The organism is Rhizobium sp. BK376, from assembly GCF_004341625.1.
Classification (GTDB): Bacteria; Pseudomonadota; Alphaproteobacteria; order Rhizobiales; family Rhizobiaceae; genus Rhizobium.
This window is the reverse complement of the sequence record NZ_SLZG01000009.1, coordinates 18,587-44,959: the sequence shown is the minus strand read 5'-3', so window position 1 is coordinate 44,959 and position 26,373 is coordinate 18,587. Positions and strand designations below refer to the sequence as shown.

At 60.6% G+C, this 26,373-nt stretch carries 20 protein-coding genes and 1 pseudogene; 2 read left to right on the top strand and 19 right to left on the bottom strand.

Annotated elements, in window-relative coordinates:
* Nucleotides 1-189: 189 nt before the first annotated feature.
* From EV561_RS20865 to ligA, 3 genes are all read right to left on the bottom strand, one after another.
* Nucleotides 190-678: a CreA family protein gene (locus EV561_RS20865; protein ID WP_132524240.1), complete on the bottom strand. Its 489-nt coding sequence runs from the start codon at nucleotides 676-678 to the stop codon at nucleotides 190-192.
* A gap of 69 nt (nucleotides 679-747) precedes the next feature.
* On the bottom strand, nucleotides 748-1,692 hold the full coding sequence (locus tag EV561_RS20860) for an ADP-ribosylglycohydrolase family protein (RefSeq protein ID WP_132524239.1): 945 nt from the start codon (nucleotides 1,690-1,692) through the stop codon (nucleotides 748-750).
* A gap of 9 nt (nucleotides 1,693-1,701) precedes the next feature.
* Nucleotides 1,702-3,852 carry an NAD-dependent DNA ligase LigA gene (gene ligA, locus EV561_RS20855; RefSeq protein WP_132524238.1) on the bottom strand — a complete coding sequence of 717 codons (2,151 nt, stop codon included), beginning with the start codon at nucleotides 3,850-3,852 and terminating at the stop codon, nucleotides 1,702-1,704.
* 113 nt (nucleotides 3,853-3,965) lie between these two features.
* Between ligA and EV561_RS20850 the strand changes: the two genes are divergently transcribed.
* Nucleotides 3,966-4,481 carry a GNAT family N-acetyltransferase gene (locus EV561_RS20850; RefSeq protein ID WP_132524237.1) on the top strand — a complete coding sequence of 172 codons (516 nt, stop codon included), beginning with the start codon at nucleotides 3,966-3,968 and terminating at the stop codon, nucleotides 4,479-4,481.
* A 2-nt stretch (nucleotides 4,482-4,483) separates the two neighbouring features.
* Here EV561_RS20850 and recN read toward each other — a convergent pair whose 3' ends face one another.
* The 8 genes and pseudogenes from recN to aqpZ form a co-directional block, all read right to left on the bottom strand.
* Nucleotides 4,484-6,157 (bottom strand): DNA repair protein RecN, encoded by a 1,674-nt coding sequence (recN, locus tag EV561_RS20845; RefSeq protein ID WP_132524236.1) that lies wholly within the window; start codon nucleotides 6,155-6,157, stop codon nucleotides 4,484-4,486.
* Nucleotides 6,158-6,170: 13 nt separating this feature from the next.
* On the bottom strand, nucleotides 6,171-7,040 hold the full coding sequence (locus EV561_RS20840; protein WP_207910568.1) for an outer membrane protein assembly factor BamD: 870 nt from the start codon (nucleotides 7,038-7,040) through the stop codon (nucleotides 6,171-6,173).
* Between the two features lie 274 nt (nucleotides 7,041-7,314).
* The gene (gene lpxC / locus EV561_RS20835) at nucleotides 7,315-8,268 is read right to left on the bottom strand and encodes a UDP-3-O-acyl-N-acetylglucosamine deacetylase (protein ID WP_132524234.1); all 954 of its coding nucleotides are present in this window, start codon (nucleotides 8,266-8,268) and stop codon (nucleotides 7,315-7,317) included.
* A 288-nt stretch (nucleotides 8,269-8,556) separates the two neighbouring features.
* On the bottom strand, nucleotides 8,557-10,299 hold the full coding sequence (gene ftsZ / locus EV561_RS20830) for a cell division protein FtsZ (protein ID WP_132524233.1): 1,743 nt from the start codon (nucleotides 10,297-10,299) through the stop codon (nucleotides 8,557-8,559).
* A 104-nt stretch (nucleotides 10,300-10,403) separates the two neighbouring features.
* Nucleotides 10,404-11,735: a cell division protein FtsA gene (ftsA, locus tag EV561_RS20825; RefSeq protein ID WP_132524232.1), complete on the bottom strand. Its 1,332-nt coding sequence runs from the start codon at nucleotides 11,733-11,735 to the stop codon at nucleotides 10,404-10,406.
* Nucleotides 11,732-12,664, bottom strand: a complete 933-nt coding sequence (locus EV561_RS20820; RefSeq protein WP_132524231.1) for a cell division protein FtsQ/DivIB — start codon at nucleotides 12,662-12,664, stop codon at nucleotides 11,732-11,734. The genes ftsA and EV561_RS20820 overlap by 4 nt, the downstream gene beginning before the upstream one ends.
* Nucleotides 12,652-13,578: a D-alanine--D-alanine ligase gene (locus tag EV561_RS20815; RefSeq protein WP_132524230.1), complete on the bottom strand. Its 927-nt coding sequence runs from the start codon at nucleotides 13,576-13,578 to the stop codon at nucleotides 12,652-12,654. Before EV561_RS20815 ends, EV561_RS20820 begins: the two co-directional genes overlap by 13 nt.
* Nucleotides 13,579-13,892: 314 nt before the next feature.
* Nucleotides 13,893-14,570 (bottom strand): annotated as a pseudogene (aqpZ, locus tag EV561_RS20810) (aquaporin Z); the annotation flags it as partial.
* Between the two features lie 256 nt (nucleotides 14,571-14,826).
* Here aqpZ and EV561_RS20805 point away from each other — a divergent pair.
* On the top strand, nucleotides 14,827-16,137 hold the full coding sequence (locus EV561_RS20805) for an MFS transporter (protein ID WP_132524229.1): 1,311 nt from the start codon (nucleotides 14,827-14,829) through the stop codon (nucleotides 16,135-16,137).
* Between the two features lie 93 nt (nucleotides 16,138-16,230).
* Here the strand turns inward: EV561_RS20805 and murB are convergent, their stop codons facing one another.
* From murB to EV561_RS20765, 8 genes are read right to left on the bottom strand one after another with little or no spacing between them, the layout of a single operon-like run.
* Nucleotides 16,231-17,205 (bottom strand): UDP-N-acetylmuramate dehydrogenase, encoded by a 975-nt coding sequence (gene murB / locus EV561_RS20800; RefSeq protein ID WP_132524228.1) that lies wholly within the window; start codon nucleotides 17,203-17,205, stop codon nucleotides 16,231-16,233.
* A complete protein-coding gene (murC, locus tag EV561_RS20795) occupies nucleotides 17,202-18,617 on the bottom strand; it encodes a UDP-N-acetylmuramate--L-alanine ligase (protein WP_132524227.1) in 1,416 nt (471 codons plus the stop codon). The genes murB and murC overlap by 4 nt, the downstream gene beginning before the upstream one ends.
* Nucleotides 18,614-19,738: an undecaprenyldiphospho-muramoylpentapeptide beta-N-acetylglucosaminyltransferase gene (gene murG / locus EV561_RS20790; protein ID WP_132524226.1), complete on the bottom strand. Its 1,125-nt coding sequence runs from the start codon at nucleotides 19,736-19,738 to the stop codon at nucleotides 18,614-18,616. Before murG ends, murC begins: the two co-directional genes overlap by 4 nt.
* 4 nt (nucleotides 19,739-19,742) lie before the next feature.
* Nucleotides 19,743-20,897: a putative lipid II flippase FtsW gene (gene ftsW, locus EV561_RS20785; protein ID WP_132524225.1), complete on the bottom strand. Its 1,155-nt coding sequence runs from the start codon at nucleotides 20,895-20,897 to the stop codon at nucleotides 19,743-19,745.
* Nucleotide 20,898: 1 nt separating this feature from the next.
* A complete protein-coding gene (gene murD, locus EV561_RS20780; protein WP_132524224.1) occupies nucleotides 20,899-22,311 on the bottom strand; it encodes a UDP-N-acetylmuramoyl-L-alanine--D-glutamate ligase in 1,413 nt (470 codons plus the stop codon).
* Between the two features lie 7 nt (nucleotides 22,312-22,318).
* Nucleotides 22,319-23,419: a phospho-N-acetylmuramoyl-pentapeptide-transferase gene (mraY, locus tag EV561_RS20775; protein WP_132524223.1), complete on the bottom strand. Its 1,101-nt coding sequence runs from the start codon at nucleotides 23,417-23,419 to the stop codon at nucleotides 22,319-22,321.
* 24 nt (nucleotides 23,420-23,443) lie between these two features.
* Nucleotides 23,444-24,874 carry a UDP-N-acetylmuramoylalanyl-D-glutamyl-2,6-diaminopimelate--D-alanyl-D-alanine ligase gene (locus EV561_RS20770; RefSeq protein ID WP_132524222.1) on the bottom strand — a complete coding sequence of 477 codons (1,431 nt, stop codon included), beginning with the start codon at nucleotides 24,872-24,874 and terminating at the stop codon, nucleotides 23,444-23,446.
* Nucleotides 24,871-26,334 carry a UDP-N-acetylmuramoyl-L-alanyl-D-glutamate--2,6-diaminopimelate ligase gene (locus EV561_RS20765; protein ID WP_132524221.1) on the bottom strand — a complete coding sequence of 488 codons (1,464 nt, stop codon included), beginning with the start codon at nucleotides 26,332-26,334 and terminating at the stop codon, nucleotides 24,871-24,873. Before EV561_RS20765 ends, EV561_RS20770 begins: the two co-directional genes overlap by 4 nt.
* Nucleotides 26,335-26,373: the final 39 nt, after the last annotated feature.

Here is a 26,373-nt window from a genome sequence, read left to right as displayed (position 1 = left end):
GCCTGCTGGGGCGTAGCATGAACAGCTGAAAGCAAGGTCGGCTTGGTCCGACTCCACCTCCACGTTCAGTTAGCAACCTGCATCAAAACCGTAACGATCAAAAGCCCAGCGCGGCGACAAAAACCATTTTAACAGCCAAACCATCTGACCTTTTTTGGTATCATCTTCTTGTCACGGACGAGGCCGACGTTAGTTCGGTTTTCCGTTTTTCCAGCTGACGTTCTGGCCGAAGAGCGGAATGGTGGAGATCGACATTTTCGCCGAACCATCCGTCAGTTCGCGCGAATGCGCCAGATAGATCAGCGTATCGTTCTTCTTGTCATAGATCCGGTTGACCACGAGCTTTTTCCAGATCAGCGACATGCCGGCACGGAACACCTCTTCTCCGCTCTGCGACAGGCTGATGTCGCCGATGGAAATCGGTCCGGTCTGGCGGCACGCAATCGAATTGTTCGAAGGATCCTCGAACCAGTTGCCGTTCTTCAGCCTGTCGATAACGCTGCGATCGAAATAGGTGACGTGGCAGGTAACCCCGGATACTTCCGGATCAGCCACGGCATCGACGATGATGTCGTTGCCCGTCCAATCCACACCGACCTTGCCGACCACGTCGGCCGAGGCGGTTCCGGCAATGAGAGTGAGAAGAGAAGCAACGGCAAGGCTCTGAAAACGCTGCATGGGCCTGAAATCTCCCTGGATGATCCCGAACTCTAGATAAGAGTGGACCAGTGCTTTGCAAGAAAGCGCTCAGGCCGTGACAGCCAACAGCCCTTCAGCCAGCGACATGAAATCGTGTGGCCAGAAACATTCGGGCCGTGGCCTGTGAACGCCCAACCTTCCCCGCTCTGGCCGGCACTGGCTCAGTCTATCAACCCACTGCTGAGGCAAGGCATCGATGCCATAAACACTGCCGAGCAAAGCTCCGCAGATCGCGGCATTGGTATCGGTATCGCCGCCCGACATAACCGTTGCTACAACCGCCTCTTCAAGGCTCTCCGTATGCAGCAGGTGCCAGAGCGCATTCTGCCACGCGATCAATACCCATCCTTGTTGTGTCAGGAAATCATCGGGCGGACTTTGGCGACTCGCCCCTGTCGCAGCAAGCAAGGGCGCCGGCACTTGTCGCAGGATCGCCCTTCGAAGGATCTCCTCATACAGATCTGGGCCTGACATTCCATTGCGCACGGCCAAAGCAATCGCCTGCGCGAAAAGGACATTGGCTTCCACGCAGATGGGATGTGGATGGGTCATGCGCGCATCCCATTTCGCCCATTCCTCCAGGATTTCATCCGGACGGGAGGAACCGAAGATGCCAAGCGGGCTGATCCGCATCAAGGCACCATTTGCCTGGCTTTCCGGGTTGGGAAAACCATTCAGACCGGCAGCCACGGTCGAACCGCAATCAAAGGGATCGGATCCAATCCAGGATCGATATGCATCCCAGACCTCGTAGCTTGCGTAGTCGCGATGTTTTACCAACGACCTTGCGAGCATCAGCGCCATTTCCGAATCGTCGGTCGGCTGTCCGGCGATGGTATTCCATGTCCCGCCATCCGCCAGCAGGCGCACACCTTCAGGATATTCTCGCCGAATGCTGTCAGCAGAGCGGAATTCAACGAGACTGCCCAGCGCATCACCGGCCAATTGGCCAGCGAGACATCCCTGCGCCCGTGCAAGCGTCAGCCTATCCATGAAATTGTCTCATCCCCCGATCAACGCCAGCCACTCATCCTCGTCCATGGTCTGCACACCGAGTTCCCTCGCCTTGTCGAGCTTGGAGCCGGCGCCCGGGCCTGCGACGAGGATGTCGGTCTTCTTAGAGACGGAGCCGGCAACCTTGGCGCCGAGGCTTTCCGCACGGGCCTTGGCTTCGTCGCGCGTGAACTTTTCGAGCGAGCCGGTGAAGACCACGGTCTTGCCGACAACGGGGCTGCCCGATGTGACAGGCTGTTCGGCCTCCTGCGGCTTCACTTCGGCGAGCAGGCGCGAAATCACCTCGACATTGCGCGGCTCCTTGTAGAATTCGACGATGGCGCGCGCCACGATTTCGCCGATACCCTCGATATCGTTGAGATCGTTCCAGGCATCACCGGAGAGCGGTGCCGCCTCCTTCATGGCAGCTTCGAAGGCCTCGTATGTGCCATAGGAACGTGCGAGGAGCTTGGCCGTCGTCTCGCCGACATGACGAATGCCGAGAGCATAGATGAAGCGGTGGAGCGCAATCTGGCGCCGTTCGTCGATGGCATCGAAGAGTTTGCGAACACTGACCTTGCCGAAGCCCTCGATGTTTTCGAGCTTGGTCAGCGGAGACGCTTCCTGCCGCGCTTTAAGCGTGAAGATATCAGGCGCAGTTCGGATCTGCAGCGCCGGGTCCTCGCTCTCGAAGAAGAAATCCACCTGCTTTGTTCCGAGTCCCTCGATATCGAAAGCATTGCGGGAGACGAAATGCTTCAGATGCTCGGTCGCCTGCGCGCGGCAGATAAATCCGCCGGTGCAGCGGGTCACCGAATCGAGCTTGCCGGTCTTCTCGTTCTTCTCCCGGACCGCATGGCTGCCGCAGACCGGGCACTTCGTCGGAAACTTGTATCGCTCCGTCCCTTCGGGCCGACGTTCCATGACGACATCAAGCACCTGCGGTATGACGTCGCCGGCGCGCTGCACGATGACCGTATCACCGATCCGAATGTCGTGACCCTCCTCGCGGATGCGCTCGCCGGAATTGCCGATGCCCTCGATATAGTCGGCGTTGTGGAGCGTCGCATTGGTGACGACGACGCCGCCGACGGTGATCGGTTCAAGACGCGCCACCGGCGTCAGCGCGCCGGTGCGCCCGACCTGGATATCGATGGCAGTCACTTTGGTGAAAGCCTGCTCTGCCGGGAACTTGTGCGCCGTCGCCCAACGCGGAGAACGGGAACGGAAGCCGAGGCGGGCCTGCAGTTCCAGGCTGTCGACCTTGTAGACGACGCCGTCGATATCATAGTCTAGATCCGGGCGCTTCAGGCCGATATCGTCATAATGCGCAAGGATGTCGGCAACCGAATTCAGCCGCTTCATCAACGGATTGACCGGGAAGCCCCAATCCTGGAATTTTTCCACCATCCCGAACTGCGTATCCGACGGCATGTCCGATATTTCGCCCCAGGCATAAGCGAAAAATTTGAGCTTGCGGCTTGCCGTCACCTTGGCGTCAAGCTGCCGCAGCGAGCCGGCTGCAGTGTTGCGTGGGTTGACATAGATCTGCTTGCCCTCGGCCTCCATCTGCGCATTCAGCGCCAGGAAGTCGCTCTTGGCCATATAGACCTCGCCACGCACCTCGACGATATCAGGCGCGCCTGCCGGCAGCGTCTGCGGGATTTCCTTGATGGTGCGGATATTGGCCGTCACGTTTTCGCCCGTCGTACCGTCACCTCGGGTCGCCGCCGTGACGAGCTTGCGGTTCTCGTAGCGGATCGACATCGAAAGCCCGTCGATCTTGGGCTCCGCCGTAAAGGCAATAGATTGATCCGGCAGGCGCCCGAGGAAGCGATAGACGCTGGCGACGAAATCCTGAACGTCCTCCTGCGAGAAGGTATTGTCCAGCGACAGCATCGGCCGGGCGTGAACGACGGCAGAGAAGGTTGCTGACGGCGCAGCCCCAACGTGGCGCGACGGGCTGTCTTCACGGATAAGCTCGGGAAACCGCGCCTCGATCGCATCATTGCGGCGCTTCAGCGCGTCGTATTCGGCATCGGAAATCACCGGCGCGTCCTTGCCGTGATAGAGCGCGTCGTTGCGGGCTATCTCCTTTGCCAGGCGCTCCAGTTCGGCAGCGGCCTCTTCGATCGTCAGGCTATCGACTTCGGTGGACATCTTTGATCACTCCGGAGAATCTGGTTTGTTTTTTAGAGCAAAATTTCCGGATTAAAAGAGACACCGTATTTCCGGCATGGGAGATTATTGCCTGCGGACAGGGGAGAGAGCAGATGACCGAGGTTCCGACGATCGAAACAGAGAGGCTCATTCTGCGTCCGCTAACGATGGATGACTGGCCCGAATATGCCGAGCTCATGTCCTCGCCGCGGGCAATCTATATGGGCGGCCCGCATGCGACCACAGCCGCTTGGGGAATGTTCTGCCACGACGCGGCTCTGTGGACGTTAACGGGCCAAGGCGCCCTGATGCTTCAGGAGCTCGATACCGGGCGCTGCCTCGGGCAGGTCGGCATCAATTCGGGACCGCTCTTTCCCGAACATGAACTCGGCTGGTTCGTCTACGCACACGCGGAAGGAAAAGGCTACGGCTACGAAGCAGCAAGCGCGCTACGCGACTGGGCGTTCAATGTGCGTGGGCTGCAAACCATCGTCAGCTACATCGCGCCCGGGAATATCCGTTCCCGCAAGCTCGCGGAGCGACTGGGTGGCGAACTCGATGCGCAGGCACCGCGTCCTGATCCGGCGGACCTGGTGTATAGACACCCCCATCCCGTCGTTGGGAAATAAGTTCAGCCGTTCCCGGCCAGCAGCCGCTTGGCAGCCGCTCTCGCCTCTTCGGTGACCGAAGCGCCGGCAAGCATACGGGCGATTTCCTCGGTGCGATCCCTGGGCTCCATTGTGGCGACGCGGGTCGAGATCTTTTCGGAGCCCTCGGCCGCCGGTCCCTTGGAGATCAACAGATGCGTTTCCGCGCGGGCCGCAACCTGCGGCGCATGCGTGACGGACAGAACCTGCACGCGCTCCGAAAGGCGCTTCAACCGCTGGCCGATGGCGTCGGCCACGGCACCGCCGACACCGGTATCGATTTCGTCGAAAACGAGCGTCGGTGCCGAGCCGCGATCGGCGAGCGCCACCTTGAGCGCCAGCAGGAATCGCGAGAGCTCACCACCCGATGCCACTTTCATGATGGGTCCCGGCCGGGTCCCCGGATTGGTCTGAACATGGAATTCCACAACGTCGATCCCCTCGGCGACAGCCTCTTGCGGATCGCTCGAGATCTCGACCATGAAGCGCGCCCGCTCCAGCCTCAATGCCGGCAGTTCGCTCATAACGGCGGCGGCAAGCGCCTCGCCGGCATGATGGCGCTTGTCGGAGAGCGACCGCGCCGCCTCATCGAAATCGGATCTGGCGACAGCGAGCTCCGCTTCGAGCTTGGTCAGCCGTTCCTCGCCGGCATCGACGTCGGCGAGATCGGCGATCATCCGTTCGGCGAGCGCCGGCAGACCGGTGACAGGCACGGAATATTTGCGGGACGCACCACGAAGGGAAAACAGCCGCTCCTCGACACGCTCCAACTCCTTGGGATCGTATTCGGTCTTGCGCAGCGCCGCCTCGACTTCCATCTGCGCGTTGGAAAGCTGGTCCAGCGCCGCGTCCAGCAGCGCTACAGTCTCTTCGAGCAGCCCAGGCGCCTCGTGGCTCTTGCGCTCCAGCCTGCGCACCAGCGAGGCGATATGGGGCACCGGAGAGGCATTGCCGTTCAGGAATTCGGATGCCTCGGAAATGTCGCCGGCGATCCGCTCTGCCTTCATCATGCGCGAGCGGCGCTCGGCAAGCTGCTCCTCTTCGCCGTCGTGCGGCGACAGCGCCTCCAATTCTTCGACGGAGGCACGAAGATAGTCCGCCTCGCGTGCGGCGTTCTCGACCTTCTCGCGATGCTTTTTCAGCGTCCGCTCGGTGTCGCGCCAGATTTTGTAGAGCCGCGAAACGTTCTGAACATCCTCGCCAAGGCCGGCAAAGGCGTCGAGCAACATGCGGTGGGCATTGGTGTCGACGAGTGCGCGGTCGTCATGCTGACCATGGATTTCGACCAGCAACTGGCCGGCCTGCCGCATGAGCTGAACACTCAGCGGCTGGTCGTTGACATAGGCCTTGGTGCGGCCATCTGCAGATTGGCTGCGGCGAAAAATCAGATCGCCATCGTCGTCTATGCCGTTATCGCGCAACAGCTTGCGGGCCGCATGGTCCGCGCCGACATCAAAGACGGCAGTCACCTGCCCCTTGTCTTCGCCGTGGCGCACGAGACCGCCGTCTCCGCGCCCACCGAGCGCCAGCGACAGGCTGTCAAGCAGGATGGATTTGCCGGCGCCCGTCTCGCCCGTCAGGACGGAGAGCCCAGTCTCGAAGGCAAGATCCAGCCGCTCGATCAGAACGATATCGCGGATCGAAAGCTGGATCAGCATCTGCGCTTAGATCTCACGTGCCAAGAAGCAGCTTCTTGCCGGCGCGCGAGATCCAGGAACCAGAATTCTCACGTGGCTCGGCGCCGCCGCTCTTCAGGAGTTTATAGGAGTCATCGTACCATTTGCTATCAGGGTAATTGTGCCCGAGAACGGCAGCTGCCGTCTGGGCTTCCTGAACGATGCCCATGGCATAATAGGCTTCGACGAGTCGCGCCAGCGCTTCTTCGATCTGGTTCGTCGTCGGATACTGCTCGACGACGATGCGGAAGCGTGAAATCGCGGCAAGATAATCCTTGCGCTCGAGATAGTAGCGACCGACCTGCATCTCTTTGCCAGCCAGCTGGTCCTTGGCAAAACGGATCTTGGCCTGGGCGTCGTTGACATATTCCGATGTCGGATAGTTCGTGACGACCTTCTGCATCGCTTCGATCGTCTGCTGGGCAGCGCGCTGATCCTGCGTTACGTCGACAATCTGCTTGGAGTAGGAATTGCCGACCAGATACTGCACATAGGCGGCATCTTCGGACTGCGGATATTGCTTCAGGTAGGTATTGCCGGTAGTTACAGCGTCATCGTAGCGGCCCTGGCGGAACTTCACGAAAGTGCTCATGACCAAGGCTTTGCGCGCCCACTCGGAGAACGGCTCCTGCTGGTTGATCGCGTCGAACTTCTTGCCGGCTTCGGTCATGTTGCCGGCCTTGATATTGGCCAGGCCTTGATTGTAAAGCGTTTCCGGCGGATCGGTTTCGACGCCGAGCTTCGTAATATCGATATCCCTGTCCGCCTGGCAGCTGGAAACAGCTATGCCCGTGCTCGCCAAGAGAAGCGTTACGAGCAGCGCCCGTGCTGTAATCTTCATGCTATCAGATCCTGCAAAACCCATCGGACAAATCCCAATCGCCGCCATGGTTAAGCGGCCGCTTCTCGCTGGCGTTTCTAGCCACAAAAGCATCACTAGGGCAACGCAATGATGATGCATTAACGCATTTTTGTGGCAGTACCCGAAAGTTTCCCAGCTTTAGCCTCTGTATTGACAGGAGATTTCGTCTGGAGCGCTCAATCTTGAGCAAATGACTGCAATAGTGATTCTCAGCCCATAAAGAAAGAAGCCGCCCCCTTTCGGGGGCGGCAGGACCCTGGTCCTTAAATTCTGGAGGTCATGCCGACCAGGGAGCAAATTCCGGAGCATTCACCGTAACGAAGCTCCGCGCGCCGGTGCGGCGCGGCGCAGAAGTCTCGACGATTTCGTAAGCGGTCGGATCGCTGAGCAAAGCCTTCAGCGCATTGGCGTTCATCTTGTGACCGCCACGATAGGAGCGATAGCAGCCGATGAACTGGCAGCCGGCAAGAGCCAGGTCGCCAACGGCATCCAGCGTCTTGTGACGCACGAACTCGTCCTTGGCGTAGCGCAGGCCTTCGACATTGATGACGGTATCGTCATCGGAAATGACGACGGAGTTCTCGAGCGACGAACCGAGCGCATGGCCGGATGCCCACAGGCGCTCGACATCACGCATGAAGCCAAACGTACGAGCCCGCGAAAGCTCCTTCTTGAAGCTCTCGGCGGTCAGCTCGCCTTCCCACTTCTGGCGACCGATAACCGGCGACGTAAAGTCGATTTCGACTTCGAAGCGCGTGCCGTCATGGGGACGGAATTCACACCATGAACCGCCAGCCTCGATACGGACCGGCTTGACGATGCGGATATAGCGACGCTTGACGCCAAGCGACACAAGTCCGGTCTGCTCGAAGGCTTCGATGAAGGGATGGGAGCTGCCATCCATGATCGGCATCTCGGCGCCCTGCACTTCGATGACGACATTGTCGAGGCCGATGGCATAAACGGCGGCCATGACATGCTCGACAGTCGCGATGGAGCGAGCCTGGGAGAAGCCGAGTACCGTGCAAAGATCGGTATTGCCGACCTGCGAAGAAACCGCACGCAGCTCCGTTACATCACCATTATCGTGGATACGCTGGAAAACGACGCCGGTATCGGCTTCGGCCGGGAGGAAGGTAATCGATACATTGTAGCCCGAATGGACACCAGTGCCCGAGAGCGTAACGGGGCTTGCAATCGTCGTCTGAAAACCGAGCAATCTAATTGCCATTCAAATTCTGCCTTTATCGTCCTGTACCGACCCAGCACGCCATTGGCGCTCCCCGAGCTGTTCCGGCTTCTTACCTTGCAACGGAAGCAAACTTTGAATGAATGCGATTCCACTGCGCTGAGTATCTACATACTCGCGGGAACTCGGCATTCCAAATCACTGTTTCTTTCGCTTTGTAACGGAATCAGGTGACTGAATTTGCTAGGTAATCACAGAATTAAAGGCTGAAATTGAAAGAGCCATATCCGGGGCCGTGAGCGCCGGATATGGCATTTCCGCAAGTTCCGATCAGTTCGACTGACGGCGCAGGAACGCCGGGATCTCGAGCTGGTCATCTTCATTCGTCATGCGTGCCTGCGGTACTGCGCGGCCCTGGTCGTCAAGCTGACCACGGCGCGGTGCGTACAGGCTTGCTTCCGGCGACAGCGGGCGACGCTGCTGCGAGGCGGCGGCCGGTGCTGCCGTCATGTCGGCAGAGACGTTTTCCTCTTCACGGCGTCCGAGCGAATTGGTGATACGCTTCAGAAGGCCCATCGGGCCACGCTCTTCCGCAGCATGGCTGGCTGCCGGCTGCGAACGGTGATCCATCTCGGCCTTGACGACCGGCGGGAAGTCCTCGACCTTCGGCATGCGGACCTGTTCAGGCGCCTGACGAATGATCGGCTCCTGGCGAATGGGCTGCTGCATCGGAGCCGGCTGGTGGACCGCTACCGGCTGCTGCATGACCGGAGCAGGCTGCGGAGCGACCGGAGCCTGACGGACGACCGGAGCTTCCGGTGCTGCCGCGAAGATGCGGCTCTGCGGACGGAAGGTTTCTTCCTGGATCTGCGGCTGCTGCATGATCGGCTGCTGAACCGGAGCTGCCTGGCGCGAAAGAGCAACATCCAACTCGCGTTCCATTTCGACTTCCGCCATGCGGATGGTCTGGGCGATCGGATCGGCGGCCTTCGGTGCCTGCGCTACGTAAGCAGGCTGGACTGCGGCCGCTGCCGGAGCAACAGCCGCGGCGGGACGGACAACCGGCTTTGCAGCCGGACGGAATTCCCGGTCGGGAACCGCGTTCACCGCCCGGTCGATGCCGGTTGCGACGACAGAAACGCGGATGATGCCTTCCAGCGATTCGTCGAAGGTGGCGCCGAGAATGATGTTGGCATCAGGATCGACTTCTTCACGGATGCGGGTCGCTGCTTCGTCGACTTCGAAGAGGGTAAGGTCGCGACCGCCGGTGATGGAGATCAGCAGACCCTGGGCGCCCTTCATCGAGGTTTCGTCGAGCAGCGGGTTGGCGATCGCGGCTTCAGCAGCCTGCATCGCACGGCCCGAACCGGAAGCCTCGCCGGTACCCATCATCGCACGGCCCATTTCGCGCATGACGGAGCGAACGTCGGCGAAGTCGAGGTTGATGAGGCCTTCCTTGACCATCAGGTCGGTGATGCAGGCGACACCCGAATAGAGAACCTGGTCGGCCATGGCGAAGGCGTCGGCGAACGTCGTCTTGTCATTGGCGATACGGAAGAGGTTCTGGTTCGGGATGACGATCAGCGTGTCGACCGACTTCTGCAGTTCCTGGATGCCCGCTTCGGCAAGGCGCATGCGGCGACCGCCTTCGAAGTGGAACGGCTTGGTGACGACGCCGACCGTCAGGATGCCCTTGTTGCGGGCGGCCTGTGCGACGACGGGAGCAGCACCAGTACCGGTGCCGCCGCCCATGCCGGCGGTGACGAAGCACATATGCGTGCCGTTCAGATGATCGACGATTTCGTCGATGCATTCTTCTGCGGCGGCACGACCGACTTCCGGCTGCGAACCGGCACCGAGACCTTCGGTGACGTTTGCGCCGAGCTGGATGATCCGCTCTGCCTTCGTCATCGTCAGAGCCTGCGCATCCGTGTTGGCGACGACGAAATCGACACCTTGGAGACCGGCCGTGATCATGTTGTTGACGGCATTGCCGCCACCACCGCCGACACCGAACACGGTGATGCGCGGCTTCAGCTCGGTAATATCTGGCTTCTGCAGCTTAATAGTCATGGTACCTATTCCTTCTCTTTATGGCCGCATCGCCACGCCGGCCAATCACTCAATGTTCCTGTTCGAACACCTGGAAGCGCCTCGTACGCTCCGGTGCCACTTACTCAAAAACTCTCTTTCAGCCATTGCCCGACGCGGGCGATCCGGCTGTTGTTGCCCCCAAGCGAGGAAAGCAGTCCGCTTCCCGACGCATGTGTCTCCATCTCCGCGACCTGCGGATAGATCATCAGCCCGACGGCCGTCGAAAAGGCCGGGCCCTTGGCCGCTGTCGGCAGGCCGGACACACCCATCGGGCGGCCGATGCGGACGTTGCGCGCCAGGATCTGACGGGCCACTTCCGGCAGGCCGGTGAGCTGGCTGCCGCCGCCGGTCAAGACGACGCGCTTGCCGACGATCGGGCTGAAGCCCGAACGCTGGATACGGTCGCGGATCAGCTCCAGCGTCTCTTCGATACGGGCCCGCACGATGCGCGATACCAAACCGCGCGGAACTTGTGTCGGCTGATCGCGATCGTCCTCGCCGATCGGCGGGATCGAGATCAGCTCGCGTTCATCAGATGAATTCGGCAGAGCCGAAGCATGCACGACCTTCAGCCGCTCCGCATCCTCGATGCGGGTGGAAAGGCCGCGAGCAAGGTCCGTCGTGATGTGATGGCCGCCAATGCTCACTGCATCCGTGTGCACCAGCTTGCCCTCAGCAAAGACGGAGATCGTCGTCGTGCCGCCACCCATATCGATTGCAGCGCAGCCAAGCTCGACCTCATCGTCGACGAGAGCGGCAAGTCCGCTGGCATAGGGCGTCGCCACCATGCCCTCGACCGACAGATGCGCACGGTTGACGCTGAGCTCGATGTTGCGGAGCGCTGCGCGCTCGGCGGTCACGACATGCATGTCGACACCGAGGGCATCGCCGAACATCGCCAGCGGATCGCGAATACCGCGCTCGCCGTCGAGCGAATAGCCGGTCGCAAGCGAATGCAGGATCGCACGGTCCTGGCGAAGCGATTGCTGACAGGCTGCGGCAAGCACCTTTTTCAGATCGTTGCCTTCGACTTCCTGGCCGCCGAGATCGATCGTCGCGGTATAGATGTCGCTGCCCAGCCGGCCGGCCGAAACGTTGACGATCAGGCTTTCGACGGTCAGCCCTGCCATTCGCTCGGCCGCATCGACGGCAAGACGGATAACGCCTTCGAGCGCATCCAGGTCGGTGATTACGCCGGTCTTGATGCCGCGCGACCGCTGATGGCCGATCCCGATGATCTCGATATTGTGCGTACGATTCGGCAGAACCTGGCTTTCCTCGCGGGGTGTCAGGCGGCCAATCATGCACACGACCTTGGTCGAGCCGATGTCGAGCACGGAGACGATATGCGACCGCTTCGATGAAAGCGGCTTCAGGCGCGGCAGACCGAAATGGGACGAACCAAATAAGCTCATGTATCCTGCCCCGCCTTCTTCAAAGCCTTGTTTCTGGCGTCGACAGCAGCCTGACGGCGAACTGCCGCATCCGGGGTCAGCTGAATGGCCGTACGGTCTTCCAGACGAAAATCGACTGCCGCGATATCGCGTTGCAACAGATTGTCTTCCTTGTTCATCTTCGTCAGCAGCGCCAGCGCGCGCGGAACGCCTTCTTCCGGCAGCTTTATGACGATGCCATTGTCGAGATAGAGATCCCAGCGGCGCCCGGCGACACGCACGAATGCCTTCACGTGGCTGCGAATGTCAGGCCAGTCGCCGAATTCACCCTCGATCGAAGCCGCAGCCGTTTCCGCATCGCGCCCGACAAAGAGAGGCAGCGAGGCAAACTTGTTGTCACGCAGGGGCGCGATCACGGTGCCGTTCTTTTCGATCAGCGACAGCTCAGAGCCGTGCTGCCAGATGCCGTAAGCGGTCTTCTCGACAAGTTTTACCTCAATGGTCTTCGGATAGACCTTGCGAACATCGACGCTCTCCACCCAGGGAAGGCTGGCAATCTTCTGCCGGGCGGCATCCACGTCGAGCGCAACAAGCGAAGTCGTGCCGTCAAGGCCGAGCAACTGCAGGATTTCGATCTCCGACGTCTGCGCGTTGCCGGAAACTTTCACGTCTTCGATGGCAAAACCGGCAGCGGTCGTCGTCGCCTGCGCAACGGTCTGGGCATGACCGCCGAGCGACATGCCGTAGAGGCCTGTTGCCGCCAGGAATGCGAGAGCAGAAACGGTACCCGTGTGCGCGGGAATGTTGATGCGCCCGGAGCCGAGGCTCACGAGGAAGCGAACCGTGCGGCGCAGAGGGCGCGGCAACACGAAGAGGTCTTCCGCCTCATCCATGGAGGCTACGACCCGATGGCGGGATCGCCTCATCCCCTTGACCGTCAGCGCAAACAAGAAGCGTCCCCCACCATCCAACGGAGAAATTCGCCAAACGAGTAGCCGGCATGAGCGGCCATTTCAGGCACCAGCGAGGTGGGAGTCATGCCGGGCTGAGTATTGATCTCCAGCCAGATAAGTTCACCCTCGTCGGAAAAGCGATCGTCAAAACGGAAGTCAGACCGACTGACGCCGCGGCAGCCGATTGCTTGATGCGCCCTTAACGCCAATTCTTGTACTTTTTGGTAAATAATCGGTGAAATTTCTGCAGGGATGACGTGTTTTGATCCACCCTTCACATACTTGGCGTCGTAGTCGTAGAAGCTGTGCCCCAGCGGCACGATCTCCGTTACGCCAAGCACAGTATCGCCCATGACGCCGCAGGTCAGTTCGCGACCGTGAACGTAGCGCTCCACAAGCACTTCATCGCCGTAGCGCCATTCGGGAGAAGAGATCACCTGCGGAGGGTGAGACTGATCCTCCTGCACGATGACGACACCGAAGCTGGAACCTTCCTTTACGGGCTTCACGACATATGGCGGCTTGAGGGGATGCACGTTCTTGATCGCAAATCGGCTTGTCACCAGCGATTCTGCAACGGGGATGCCTGACGCCGCAGCCACGGTTTTGGCGCGGGACTTGTCCATCGCAAGCGCGGACGCAAGGATGCCGGAATGGGTGTAGGGAATGCCGAGATATTCGAGGATGCCTTGGATGGTGCCATCCTCGCCGAACGGGCCGTGCAAGGCGTTGAAAACGACATCAGGCTTCAGATCCGCCAGCCGAGCCGAGATATCGCGATCGACATCCAGACGCGTAACTTTGAAGCCCTCGCCTTCGAGCGCTTCTGCGCACGCTGTCCCCGAGGACAGGCTGACGGGCCTCTCCGAGGAAAATCCGCCCATAAGGACAGCAACATGCTTGTCGCCCATAAATACCCCCAATAACCACACTCAAGCTACGCAGCGCCTTCACCCTCCGCTCCGGAGAATCTCACTGTGCTGCAATACGCTTATTAGAACTGCATTATGGTTAATGAAGTGTTTACTTTGGTTAACCTGCAGATGATGTCCCCAAGCCGAACATCCGTCATGGAATCAAACAGGCGGGGGAATTCCTCCCTTAGAATCAGAGAGTTGAGACTTAGGCAAGCATTTTCCACAGGTTTACGAAAGCAAAAAGGCCCTCGGGCATCGCCGCGGGCCTTTAGGAAAATGTGGCAAAGAGCGTTAACGGATGAGCCGTCTTCGTCCAGAAGCTTCCAGACGATTCCGCCCAGCGCACCGCCGACCAGCGGCGCCAGCCAGAACAGCCACAGCTGCTGCAGCGCCCAGCCGCCGACGAACAGCGCCTGACCTGTCGACCGGGCAGGATTGACGGACGTATTGGTAATCGGAATGCTGATAAGATGAATGAGGGTCAGCGCCAATCCGATGGCGATAGGGGCAAAGCCTGCCGGCACGCGTCCGCTCGTGGAACCCAGGATGACGATCAGGAAGAACATCGTCAGCACGATTTCCGCCACCAGCGCCGATACCATGCCGTAGCCGCCCGGCGAATGCTCGCCATAGCCGTTTGCAGCAAATCCACCGAGCTGGAAGTCGGCCTTGCCGCTGGCGATCAGATAGAGGACTGCGGCCGCAACGATCGCGCCGATGACCTGCACGATGATATAGGGAATGACATTCGAGGCGGGAAACTTGCCCGCAACCGCAACGCCGACAGTGACGGCAGGATTGAAATGTCCGCCCGAGATACCGCCGACAGCAAAGGCCATGGTCAGAACGGTCAGACCGAAAGCCAGCGCCACACCCAAAAAGCCGATCCCGAGAGTTGGGAATGCGGCTGCGAAAATCGCGGCACCGCAGCCACCGAAGACAAGCCAGAACGTTCCTAGAAATTCAGCAATGAGTTTCCGCTGCATACTACCCTCCCGTTGGGGTTCAATTCCGAAATGCCGAGGAATTTCAACTCAAAGGCGATTCTCGTCAAGTGAACTTGAGAGGAGTTCGCCTGTGTCGCACGGAAAAGCAACCATCCGCACCTTACCGATCTCCGATGCCGCTTTGCTGCGACGCTACATCAATTTTCGTAGCATTGTTGCGCTTTTGACGTTTGCCCCGACCGAAAATTGCGTTAATGCCCGTTAAGGAAACGAAATATCCGGGATTGGTAGTATAATGACTGATGCGATAACACCCTTGTCGCCGAGCCCCTCGTCTTCGAACAACGTCGTCTTGAATTCTCCGGCGCGTGTTCTGATCGCGAGTTTGATCGGCACAACGATTGAATTTTTTGACTTCTATGCTTACGCGACGGCGGCCGTGCTTGTCTTCCCGGCGCTGTTCTTCCCCTCGAGCGATCCGACCTCTGCAACGCTGCAGTCCTTCGCCACCTTCTCGATCGCCTTCTTCGCCCGTCCCCTCGGCGCCATGATTTTTGGCCATTTCGGCGACCGGATCGGCCGCAAGGCGACGCTGGTTGCAGCGCTCATGACCATGGGCCTTTCGACCGTCGTCATCGGCCTTTTGCCGGGCTATGCCTCAATCGGCATTGCAGCGCCGCTGTTGCTGGCTGCCTGCCGTCTCGGCCAGGGCCTCGGCCTCGGTGGCGAATGGGGCGGTGCCGTCCTGCTCGCGACCGAAAACGCTCCGGAAGGCAAGCGCAGCTGGTACGCGATGTTCCCGCAGCTTGGTGCGCCGATCGGCTTCATCCTTTCCGCCGGCCTGTACCTGATCCTGCGCACGAGCATGACTGTCGAGGATTTCAACAACTATGGCTGGCGCATTCCGTTCATCATCAGCATCGCGCTTGTCGCGATCGGCCTGTACGTCCGCCTGAAGATCACTGAAACTCCGGAATTCCAGCGGGCAATCGAGAAGGCAGAGCGCGTTTCCGTTCCGGTCGCCGTCATCTTCTCGACTTATCTGCGCAGCCTCATCCTCGGCACGATCATCGCTGTCGCCACCTTCGTGCTCTTCTATCTGATGACCGCCTTCACGTTGAGCTGGGGTACGAGCCCGAAGGGCCTTGGCTACTCGCAGCAGCAGTTCCTGGTGGTCCAGCTCGTTGGCGTCGTCTTCTTCGGCCTGACCATCCCGCTCTCGGGCTGGCTTTCCGACCTCTACTCGCGCCGCCTGATCCTGATCCTGACGACGATCGGCATTTTTATCTTCGGCCTGTTCTACGCACCGTTGCTGACGGCTGGCCTCGGCGGCGCCTTTGCCTGCTCGATCATCGGTCTCGCCCTGATGGGCTTCACCTACGGTCCGATCGGCGCAGCGCTTGCAGCCCCCTTCCCGACCGCGGTACGCTATACCGGCGCTTCGATGACCTTCAACCTCGGCGGCATCGTCGGTGCGTCGCTGGCGCCTTACATCGCCACCTGGCTCGCGACCAACTACAGCCTGAGCTATGTCGGCTACTATCTGGCCGGCGCCGCCGTCCTCTCGCTGATCGGCATCCTGCTGTCGGGCAACGAGGAAGTCTAAGCTTCTCGGGTGGCGCAAGCCTCCCGATCTGAATGCAGAAAGGCCGCGGCGAGTGATCGCCGCGGCCTTTCCTTTTAGGCAGTATTGAAAGCGTTATTCGCTCGTCACGCCCTGGAACGGGCGGACCTCGCGACCGGGCATGAACAGGCCAAGCCGCTTGATCTCCCACTCGAGCTTGATGCCCGACTTTTCGAATACCTCGCGGCGGACTTGCTCGCCGAGATATTCGAGATCATAGCCGGTCGCCTGACCCATGTTGATCATGAAATTGCAGTGAAGCGAGGACATCTGCGCGCCGCCAATGACCAGACCGCGGCAGCCCGCTTCGTCGATCAGCTTCCAGGCGGAATGACCTTCAGGGTTCTTGAAGGTGGAACCGCCGGTCTTCTCGCGCACCGGCTGAACGGTCTCGCGGTGACTGCGCACCTCGTCCATTTCAGCCCGGATCTTCGCACGGTCCTCGGGATATCCTTCGAAAACGACGTGGGTGAAAATCAGATCGTCCGGCGCGGACGAATGCCGGTAGGTGTATCCCATCTCTGCGTTGGACAGCACCCGTTTGTTGCCCTTGCGGTCTACCGCATGAACCTCGACCACACGGTCACGGGTCTCGACGCCGTTGGCCCCCGCATTCATCCGTGCCGCACCGCCGATGCCGCCGGGAATGCCGTAGTAGAAATGGAAGCCGCCGATACCGTTGTCCATCGCCATGGCGGCGACGTGCTTGTCCGGGCAGATCGCGCCGGCGATGATACGGTTTTCGCCGGCCAACTCCACCGAACCGAAGCCCTTGGCGGAAAGCCTGAGAACGACACCGGGGATCCCGCCATCGCGCACCAGGATGTTGGACCCGACGCCGACAACCGTCAGCGGAACCTCATCCGGCAGAATATTCAGAAAGGCGACGAGGTCGTCCACGTCATGTGGCTGGAACATCAGCTCCGCCAAGCCACCCGCGCGGAACCACGTCACACGGTCCATCGGAGAGTCCGGTGTCAGTCGACCCCTGATATTTTTTACGCCGTCGCCCAGGGAGGCGAGAAGCTTTTCCCCATTCACTTGTTTCATACGGACTTACCCGAGAGGCCTTCCAGTTCCTTTGGCAACGCTGCTGCCCAATACGTTATGCTGCCAGCCCCTAACAAAACCACAAAATCACCCGGACGCGCAATCTCCGCAACCATGGGTGCCAGACGATCGGGCGACGGAAGGAAGCGTGCATCACGATGGCCGCCTGCCTTGATGCGGGAAACGAGCGACTCCGAGTCCGCGCCTTCGATCGGCTCTTCGCCGGCGGAGTAGACCGGCGCGAGGAAGATGCTGTCCGCATCGTTGAAGCAGGCCGCAAATTCCTCGAAGAGGCTCGACAGGCGCGTATATCGATGCGGCTGATGGACCGCGATGATGCGCCCGGCGCAGGCTTCGCGCGCCGCCTTCAGCACAGCCTTGATCTCGACCGGATGGTGGCCGTAGTCGTCGAAGACCTTCACGCCATTCCACTCGCCCGTCAGCGTAAACCGCCGCTTCACCCCGCCGAAAGAAGCGAGGCCCTTGGCGATATTCTCGTTCGAAATGCCGAGCCTATTGGCAACCGCCACGGCTGCCGTCGCATTGGCGATATTGTGCCGCCCCGGCATCGGCATGACGAGATCGTTCAGCTCGATCACCCTGCCCGTGCGCCGCCTGCGGATTTCGACGTCGAAGAGCGAACGCGTGCCATCGATGCGTACATTCTTGAAGCGGACATCCGCCTGCGGGTTCTCGCCGTAGGTGACGACCTTGCGATCCTCGATACGACCGACGAGAGCTTGCACCTCGGGATGATCGAGGCACAGGACGCCGAAACCATAGAACGGCACATTCTCGACGAATTGCCGGAAGGCGGCGCGGACGGCATCGAAATTGCCGTAGTGATCCAGATGCTCCGGATCGATATTGGTGATGACGGCAACGTCGGCCGGCAGCTTCAGGAAGGTCCCGTCCGATTCGTCGGCCTCGACCACCATCCACTCGCCTTCGCCCATGCGCGCATTGGTGCCGTAAGCATTGATGATGCCGCCGTTGATAACCGTCGGATCGAGCCCACCGGCCTCAAGCAGCGTTGCGACCAGCGAGGTCGTCGTCGTCTTGCCATGCGTGCCGCCAATGGCGATCGCATTGCGGAAGCGCATCAATTCGGCCAGCATCTCGGCGCGGCGGACGACCGGCAGCAGCTTTTCGCGCGCGGCAATCAGTTCCGGATTGCTTTTCTTGATGGCGGTGGAAACGACAACGACTTCCGCATCGCCCAGGTTTTCGGCCTTGTGGCCGATATGGACCTCGATCCCCTTGTCACGCAACCGCTGGACGTTTGCGCTTTCCGACTGGTCCGAGCCCTGGACCCTATGGCCGAGATTGTGCAGCACCTCGGCGATGCCGCTCATGCCGATGCCGCCGATACCGATGAAATGTACAAGGCCGATAGCCTTCGGCAGCTTCATGCGCCTGCCCCCTTGAATTCTGCAATTGAACGTTTGCCCGCAATAGCCTCGACCATGTTGGCAAGCAAGCTCGCCGCGTCAGGCTTGCCGGCGAGCTTGGCCGCCGCCGCCATTTTCGCGAGCTTTTCAGGCGAGGTCATGGCACCACGTAGGATTGCAGACAGTTTTTCTGCCGAAAGTTCTGACTGGACGATGACCTTGGCTCCGCCCGTCGCTGCCAGTGCCGCCGCATTCGCCGCCTGGTCATGATCCAGAGCATAGGGATAGGGCACGAGAATGGCAGGACGTCCAATAACCGAAATTTCCGAAACGGTGGATGCTCCCGACCGGCAGACGACGAGATGGGCAGCACCAATTCGCTCCGCCATGTCGTTGAAGAACGGCGCAATCTCGACGCCCATTTCCAACCGGACGGCGCAGTTCTGGACGGTTTCCATATCCTCCGGCCGGACCTGCTGGGTGATCCGAAGCCGCTTGCGCAGATCGTCGTCCAACAGGCTGACGGCGGTCGGCACGACCTTGGAAAAATACTGCGCACCCTGGCTACCGCCGAAGACGACCAGATTGAATGGATCATTCGGGCCGGAGGGCACGTAGGGCCGCTTGGCAGCCTCGATGACCGCGGGGCGCACCGGATTGCCTGTTGTCACGGTCTTCTCGGGAAAGGCGCCGCCAGTTTCAGGAAGAAAGCCGCCGGCGATTGCCGCAACGCGCGGCGCTAAGGCCTTGTTGGCGCGGCCCATGACAGCGTTCTGCTCATGAATCATCGACGGCAAACCCATGCGCGTTGCGGCAAGCAACGGTGGAATGGTCGGATAGCCGCCAAAGCCGACGACGCATAGTGGCCGGATATTGCGCAGCAGCTTTCGCGCAGCACGCATGCCGATCCAGAGCGTCAGCAGCGAGCGCGCCAGCTTGATCGGGTTCTTGGAGCCGATCGTTGCCGATGGAACGACATGGATCTCGTCCGCCGGAAACTTGCCGGCATAGCGCTCGGCACGGCTGTCTGTGACCAGATGCACCGAATAGCCGCGTTCCTTCAACTTGTGGCCAAGCGCTTCAGCCGGGAAGACATGACCGCCCGTGCCACCGGCTGCGAGAAGAATGATACCCTTGCTCATGTGCTTACTCCGCCGGCAGGCCGTGCGTTACACGGAACAGGCTGCGCTCCTGCGCGCGCTTTTCCGGCCTATGCCGTGTGAGCGCCAGAATGAAACCTGCCGTGACGCCGATCGCCGTCATCGAGGAGCCGCCGTAGGAAATCAGCGGCAGGGTCATGCCCTTTGCCGGCAACAGCTGCAGGTTCACGCCGACATTGATGATCGACTGGATACCGATCTGCAGCACGAGGCCGGCCACCGCAAAGCGGTTGAAGTCGTTCCTTTCACGATAGGCAAGCGAAAGGCCGCGTAGCACCAGCACCGCAAAGATCAGCACCAGGGTGATGCAGAAGATAATACCGAATTCCTCGGCAGCGACAGAGAAGATGAAGTCGGTATGCGCATCCGGGATGATGCGCTTGACGATGCCCTCGCCCGGCCCGACGCCGAACCAGTTACCACGGATGATCGCCTCACGGGCCGTATCGACCTGGAACGTATCGCCCTCGCCCGTGAGGAACTTGTTTATTCGAAGCGCCACGTGCGGGAAGACATAGTACGCGCTGACGAGACCGCCGGCACCCATGCCGCCAAACACCACGATCCATAGCCAGGGCATGCCGGCCATGAAGAACATGCCGGCCCAGACCGCCGTCGTCAGAATGGTCTGACCAAGGTCGGGCTGCGCAACCAGCAGAGCCGCAACAATACCATAGAGAATGATGGCGAAGAGGTTACCGGGGATTTCCGGCTGGCGGGCGTGCTCTGCAAACAGCCAGGCGCAGACGACAACGAAGGCCGGCTTCATAAACTCGGAGGGCTGGATCGACAGGCTCGCGATGTTGACCCAGCGCCGCGATCCCTTGACCTCGACACCGAAGAACAGTGCGAACACCATCATCGCCAGCGACAGGACCAGAATGATCACCGCAGCGCGGCGTACCTGCCGGGTCGTCAGGAAAGAGAGACCGATCATCGCACCGATGGCGGGCACCAGGAATATCGCGTGGCGCTTGACGAAAAAGAAGGGCTCAAGGCCGATACGCTGCGCCACCGCCGGCGAACCGGCAAAAGAGAGCATGAAGCCGATGCCCATCAAGAGGATGAATATCGCCAGGAAAAATCGGTCGATCGTCCAGAACCAATCGGCCAGAGCCCCACGTTCCACGCGGCTTACCATCTCATTTGCCTCCTGTCGCTGAACCGATCAGCATGGTGACGTTATCGAGCGCGGCCACGTGACTGACGAATGCATCACCGCGAACTTCAAAGTTCTTATATTGGTCGAAGCTTGCGCAAGCCGGAGACAACATGACGGCGGATGGGCCGTTCTCGTCTTTCTCTGAGTCGGCTGCCGCATGCGACACGGCGCGCTCAAGCGTGCCTGATATCTCGTAAGGAACGGCTTCACCAAGCGTTGCTGCAAAAGCAGGTGCCGCCTCGCCGATCAGATAGGCCTTCACGATCCGCGGGAACAGTGGCGACAGCGTCGTGATGCCACCCTCTTTCGGAAGGCCGCCGGCGATCCAGTAGATCCGGTCGTAGCTGGAAAGCGCCGGTGCGGCGGCATCGGCATTGGTCGCCTTGCTGTCGTTGACGAAGACGACATCGCCGCGGCGTCCAACGGGCTGCATGCGATGCTTCAGGCCGGGAAATGACTTTAGGCCGGCCCTGATGTCGTCAGCGGAAACTCCGACCGCAAGGCACGCGGCAATCGCGGCTGCCGCATTCTGTGCGTTGTGACTGCCGCGCAGCGTCTGGATACCCTCCAGGTCGGCGATATCGGATGTCGCACCGCTGGAAGCCTGAACAATGCGGCTGCCGTCCGCGTAAAGCCCGTCAGCCAGCACAAGACGGCGGGAGATACGCATCACTTTTACCCCGGCCCGCTCCACGCGATCTGCAATCAGCGTCGAATAGCTGTCATCAACGCCCACGACCGCGACATTGCTGCCGGCCACCAGTCGTTCCTTGATGTCGGCATAATGCTGCATCGTGCCGTGGCGGTCGAGATGGTCAGGCGTCAGGTTGAGCAGGATGCCGGCGGTAGGGTTGAGCGTCGGGGCAAGGTCGATCTGGTAGGACGAGCACTCGACCACATAGTAACGTTCGGCCTTGGGCGGCTCCAGCGTCAGGATCGCCGTACCGATATTGCCGCCGAGCTGCGTATCACGACCGCTTGCCTTCAGGATATGCGCAATCAATGCCGTCGTCGTAGACTTGCCGTTGGTGCCCGTAATCGCAATGAACGGGCAATCCGGCGCATGGGCGCGACGTTCGCGAACGAACAGCTCGACATCGCCGATGATATCGACGCCGGCAGCCCGGGCCAGATCGACGGTCCAGTGCGGCTTCGGATGCGTCAGTGGCACGCCGGGCGAGAGCACGAAGACCGAAAGAACGCTCCAGTCGATCGTCCTGAGATCGGCGGTATGGATGCCCTCGGCCGCCGCCTTCGTCACGCTATCGGGATTGTCGTCCCAGGCGGTCACGTCGGCCCCGCCGAGCATCAGCGCGCGAGCCGTGGCGAAACCCGAGCCACCCAATCCGAAGAGCGCGACCTTCTTGTCCCTGAGCGTGGTGACCGGGATCATCTCTGCCTCACCGCAGCTTCAGCGTGGAGAGGCCGACCATGGCAAGCACCACGGCAATGATCCAGAAGCGGACGACAACCTGGCTTTCCGTCCAACCCTTCTTTTCGAAGTGATGATGGATCGGCGCCATGAGGAAGACGCGGCGCTTGGTCAACTTGAAGAAACCGACCTGGATGATGACCGAAAGCGTCTCCATCACGAAGAGACCGCCGATGATCGCCATGACGATCTCATGCTTGGTGGCAACAGCCACGGTACCGATCATGCCGCCGAGCGCGAGAGAGCCGGTATCCCCCATGAAGATAGCGGCCGGCGGCGCATTGAACCACAGGAAACCAAGACCCGCCCCGATCACAGCGCCGAGCACCACTGACAGTTCGCCCGTGCCCGGAACGAAATTGATCTGCAGGTAGTTGGCGAAAACCACGTTACCGGCGAGATAGGCGATAACGCCGAAGGACGCCGCAGCAATCATCACAGGCACGATGGCAAGACCATCCAGACCGTCCGTCAGGTTGACGGCATTGCCGGCAGACACGATCACAAAGGCGCCGAACAGGACGAAGAACATCCCGAGATTGATCATGAAGTCCTTGAAGAAGGGAAAGGCGATCGAGGAGCCGAATGTCGATCCCGCCGGTCCGGACGCAAGCGCCGTCCGCATCATGAAATAGACGGCAATCGCGGCAATCAGGAACTCGATGCCAAGGCGAGCGCGGCCCGAAAAACCCTTGTCGCTCTGCTTGGTGACCTTGAGGTAATCGTCATAGAAGCCGATCGCGCCGAAACCGAGCGTCACAAGCAGCACCGCGACGACATAGACGCTGGAAAGGTCGGCCCAAAGCAGGCAGGACCCCACGATGCCGGCGATGATCATCAGCCCGCCCATGGTCGGCGTGCCGGCCTTCTTGAAGTGGGTCTGGGGGCCGTCGGCACGGATCGGCTGACCCTTGCCCTGGCGAACGCGCAGCGAAGCAATGATTCTCGGGCCGAAAAGGAAAACGATCGCAGCCGAGGTGAACAGTGCGGCCCCTGTGCGGAACGTAATGTACCTGAAAAGGTTGAAAAATTTTATATGGTCCGACAGTTCGACCAGCCAGATCAGCATTAAGAGCCCTTTCTGCAGCCCCGATTACGAATAGGGCTCCGTGTCGGAGAATGCGGGAAACTTGTCAAGCAAAGCCGCCACGATCTTCCCGAAACCCGTCCCCAGCGACGATTTCACCATCAAAACGTCGCCAGGAGCGACCGAATTGAGTACAAAAGCCGCGAGATCCTCTGTCTTCTCGCGATATTCCACATGCACGCTGTCAGGCAGAGAATCCCTCAGCGCTGCCATCTCGGGACCGGCGAGCCAGACATGCTCGATCCCGGCAGTCAGCAGGGGCCCTGCAAGATCGGCATGAACCTTCTGCGCGTATTCTCCCATCTCCAGCATGTCGCCGAGAACGGCGATCCGTCGGCTTCTGCCCTCGGAGGCGGCGGCAAGCAAGGCAATGGCGGCCCGCATGGATGCGGGATTGGCGTTGTAGCTTTCATCGATCAGCGTGAACTGGCCGTGGCCGATCGCAAGCTTGTGCCGCTTGCCCCTGCCCTTTTCCGCCTTCAACGTCGCAAGTGCTGCAATCGCCTCGTCGAGGTTGGCGCCAACCAGCGTCACCGCGCCGAGCACCGCAAGCGCATTTTCCGCTATGTGGCGGCCGGGCGCCCCAAGCACGATCTCGACGGTCTCGCCACCGAGCGTCAGCCAAAGCGCCGAATTCTCTTCCGAGCCGTTGAACTCAGCCAGGCGGAAATCCGCCTTGGCATGCTGGCCGAAAGTATGAATGTTCTCGACACCAACGGCCTGGGCAGAGCGATCGAGGAAATTGAACTGGTCGTTATCCCGATTGAGAATGACATGACCACCGGGAACGAGGCCCTCGAATATCTCAGCCTTTGCTGCAGCAATTTCCTTTATGCTCTTGAAATTGCCAAGATGTGCCGGCGCGATCGTCGTAATGATCGCAACATGCGGCAACACCATCTTCACCAGCGGACGAATCTCGCCGGGATGGTTCATGCCGATTTCGAAGACACCGAAATCCGTATCCCGCGGCATGCGCGCCAGCGTCAGCGGCACGCCCCAGTGATTGTTGAAGGAAGCGACCGACGCATGCACCTTGCCAGAGGGGCTGAGAACATGCCGCAGCATCTCCTTCGTCGTCGTCTTGCCGACGGAACCCGTGACCGCGATGATCTTGGCGGCCGTCCGCTGCCGGGCGGCAACACCAAGTCTTGCCAGCGCATCGAGCACGTCTTCCACGACGATCATCGGTATGGTCAGCCGGCCCATGGCCGGAAGCCGCGCTTCGCTGACCACGAGCAGTGCCGCACCATTCGCCATCGCCATGCTGGCATAGTCGTGGCCGTCGACGCGATCGCCCTTGATAGCGAAGAAGGCCTCGCCCGGCGCGATCGAACGGCTATCGATGGAAATACCCGTAATGCCCTCAGGCAGTGTCCCGAAGGGACGACCTGCCATGGCGGCGACCATGTCTTCGGATGTCCACAACCAGCTCACGACTTAAGCTCCTCCAGCGCCTTGCGCACTTCGGCATGGTCGGAGAAAGGCAAGGTGACGCTTCCGATCGTCTGCCCCTCCTCGTGTCCCTTGCCGGCGACGATCAGCGTATCGCCCGATTTCAGCATCCCAACAGCCTCGCGGATCGCGGCCGCCCTGTCGCCGATCTCGGTGGCGCAAGCAGCAGCAGCCATGATCTCGGCGCGGATGGCCGCTGGCTCCTCCGAGCGCGGATTGTCGTCCGTGACGATGACGGTGTCGGCCAGCCTGCAGGCGATCTCGCCCATGATCGGTCGTTTCCCGCGATCACGATCCCCGCCGCAGCCGAAGACGACGATGACGCGCCCCGTTGTGAAGGGCCTGACCGAGGTCAGCACGTTTTCAAGCGCGTCCGGCTTGTGGGCGTAATCGACATAGGCAAGCGCGCCGTCTTTCGTATGGCCGACCAGCTCCAGCCGGCCGGAGGCGCCCTGCAATTTTTCGAGTGCGGCCATGGCGACCGAAGCCGGAACGCCGGTCGATATCGCGAGGCCGGCGGCGACCAGCGCGTTGGCGATCTGGAAATCACCAGCCAGCGGAATATGGACCTCGAAAATATCATCGCCGATGTGAACTTCGGCGACCTGCTTGTGGCGGAAATGCTCGACGCGCTTCAGCGTTAGGAAACCACCCCTGCGGCCGACAGTGCGCACATCATGCCCCGTGGCCGAAGCGACGGCGACCGCCTTATCCGACCAGGCGTCATCGGCGAAGATGACTGCCGGCGAGCCCTTGGGCAGCAGCGCCTCGAACAGCCGCATCTTCGCGGCCATGTAGTCCTCGACGGTCGGATGATAATCCATGTGGTCGCGGCCGAGATTGGTGAAGGCTGCGGCAGACAGCTTCACGCCGTCGAGGCGAAACTGGTCGAGACCGTGGCTGGAAGCCTCCATCGCCGCATGGGTCACGCCTTCATCAGCCAATTCCGCCAACAACTGATGCAGGGAAACCGGATCGGGCGTCGTGAGGGAACCATAGTCGTTGCGGCTTGGGGAAATGACACCTGTTGTGCCGATCATGGCGGCGGGATGCCCCGCATGCGCCCATATCTGGCGCGTGAAGGAGGCAACCGAAGTCTTGCCGGCTGTGCCGGTCACGGCGACCATCGTCTCAGGTTGCTTGCCATAGAGGCGAGATGCGGCCACGGCCAACAGCCGGCGCGGCTCGGAAACGGTCAGAACTGGAACATTGCCGGCCTCTGCTGCATGGGCCGCAAAGATGACGGCAGCGCCGCGGGAAGCTGCATCGGCAATGAAACTCGCGCCATCCGCCTTGCTGCCAGCAACGGCCACGAAGGCCATTCCGGGCGTGATCTTGCGGCTGTCAGCGGACAGACCCTTGACGTCCAGATCGCCGAGTGCCCCGCCCACTTGGCCGTTGAGATCCGGAAAACCTTCTCCGGTGAGATCGCGCAGTTTCATCGAATGTACTTTTCTCTTCTGGCCGCTTCACCCCCTGCG

Bases quoted from the DNA above. Each gene is read 5' to 3' on its own strand.
- EV561_RS20865 (WP_132524240.1), bottom strand. From the start codon at position 678: ATGCAGCGTTTTCAGAGCCTTGCCGTTGCTTCTCTTCTCACTCTCATT.
- EV561_RS20860 (WP_132524239.1), bottom strand. From the start codon at position 1,692: ATGGATAGGCTGACGCTTGCACGGGCGCAGGGATGTCTCGCTGGCCAA.
- ligA (WP_132524238.1), bottom strand. From the start codon at position 3,852: ATGTCCACCGAAGTCGATAGCCTGACGATCGAAGAGGCCGCTGCCGAA.
- EV561_RS20850 (WP_132524237.1), top strand. From the start codon at position 3,966: ATGACCGAGGTTCCGACGATCGAAACAGAGAGGCTCATTCTGCGTCCG.
- recN (WP_132524236.1), bottom strand. From the start codon at position 6,157: ATGCTGATCCAGCTTTCGATCCGCGATATCGTTCTGATCGAGCGGCTG.
- EV561_RS20840 (WP_207910568.1), bottom strand. From the start codon at position 7,040: ATGGGTTTTGCAGGATCTGATAGCATGAAGATTACAGCACGGGCGCTG.
- lpxC (WP_132524234.1), bottom strand. From the start codon at position 8,268: ATGGCAATTAGATTGCTCGGTTTTCAGACGACGATTGCAAGCCCCGTT.
- ftsZ (WP_132524233.1), bottom strand. From the start codon at position 10,299: ATGACTATTAAGCTGCAGAAGCCAGATATTACCGAGCTGAAGCCGCGC.
- ftsA (WP_132524232.1), bottom strand. From the start codon at position 11,735: ATGAGCTTATTTGGTTCGTCCCATTTCGGTCTGCCGCGCCTGAAGCCG.
- EV561_RS20815 (WP_132524230.1), bottom strand. From the start codon at position 13,578: ATGGGCGACAAGCATGTTGCTGTCCTTATGGGCGGATTTTCCTCGGAG.
- EV561_RS20805 (WP_132524229.1), top strand. From the start codon at position 14,827: ATGACTGATGCGATAACACCCTTGTCGCCGAGCCCCTCGTCTTCGAAC.
- murB (WP_132524228.1), bottom strand. From the start codon at position 17,205: ATGAAACAAGTGAATGGGGAAAAGCTTCTCGCCTCCCTGGGCGACGGC.
- murC (WP_132524227.1), bottom strand. From the start codon at position 18,617: ATGAAGCTGCCGAAGGCTATCGGCCTTGTACATTTCATCGGTATCGGC.
- murG (WP_132524226.1), bottom strand. From the start codon at position 19,738: ATGAGCAAGGGTATCATTCTTCTCGCAGCCGGTGGCACGGGCGGTCAT.
- ftsW (WP_132524225.1), bottom strand. From the start codon at position 20,897: ATGGTAAGCCGCGTGGAACGTGGGGCTCTGGCCGATTGGTTCTGGACG.
- murD (WP_132524224.1), bottom strand. From the start codon at position 22,311: ATGATCCCGGTCACCACGCTCAGGGACAAGAAGGTCGCGCTCTTCGGA.
- mraY (WP_132524223.1), bottom strand. From the start codon at position 23,419: ATGCTGATCTGGCTGGTCGAACTGTCGGACCATATAAAATTTTTCAAC.
- EV561_RS20765 (WP_132524221.1), bottom strand. From the start codon at position 26,334: ATGAAACTGCGCGATCTCACCGGAGAAGGTTTTCCGGATCTCAACGGC.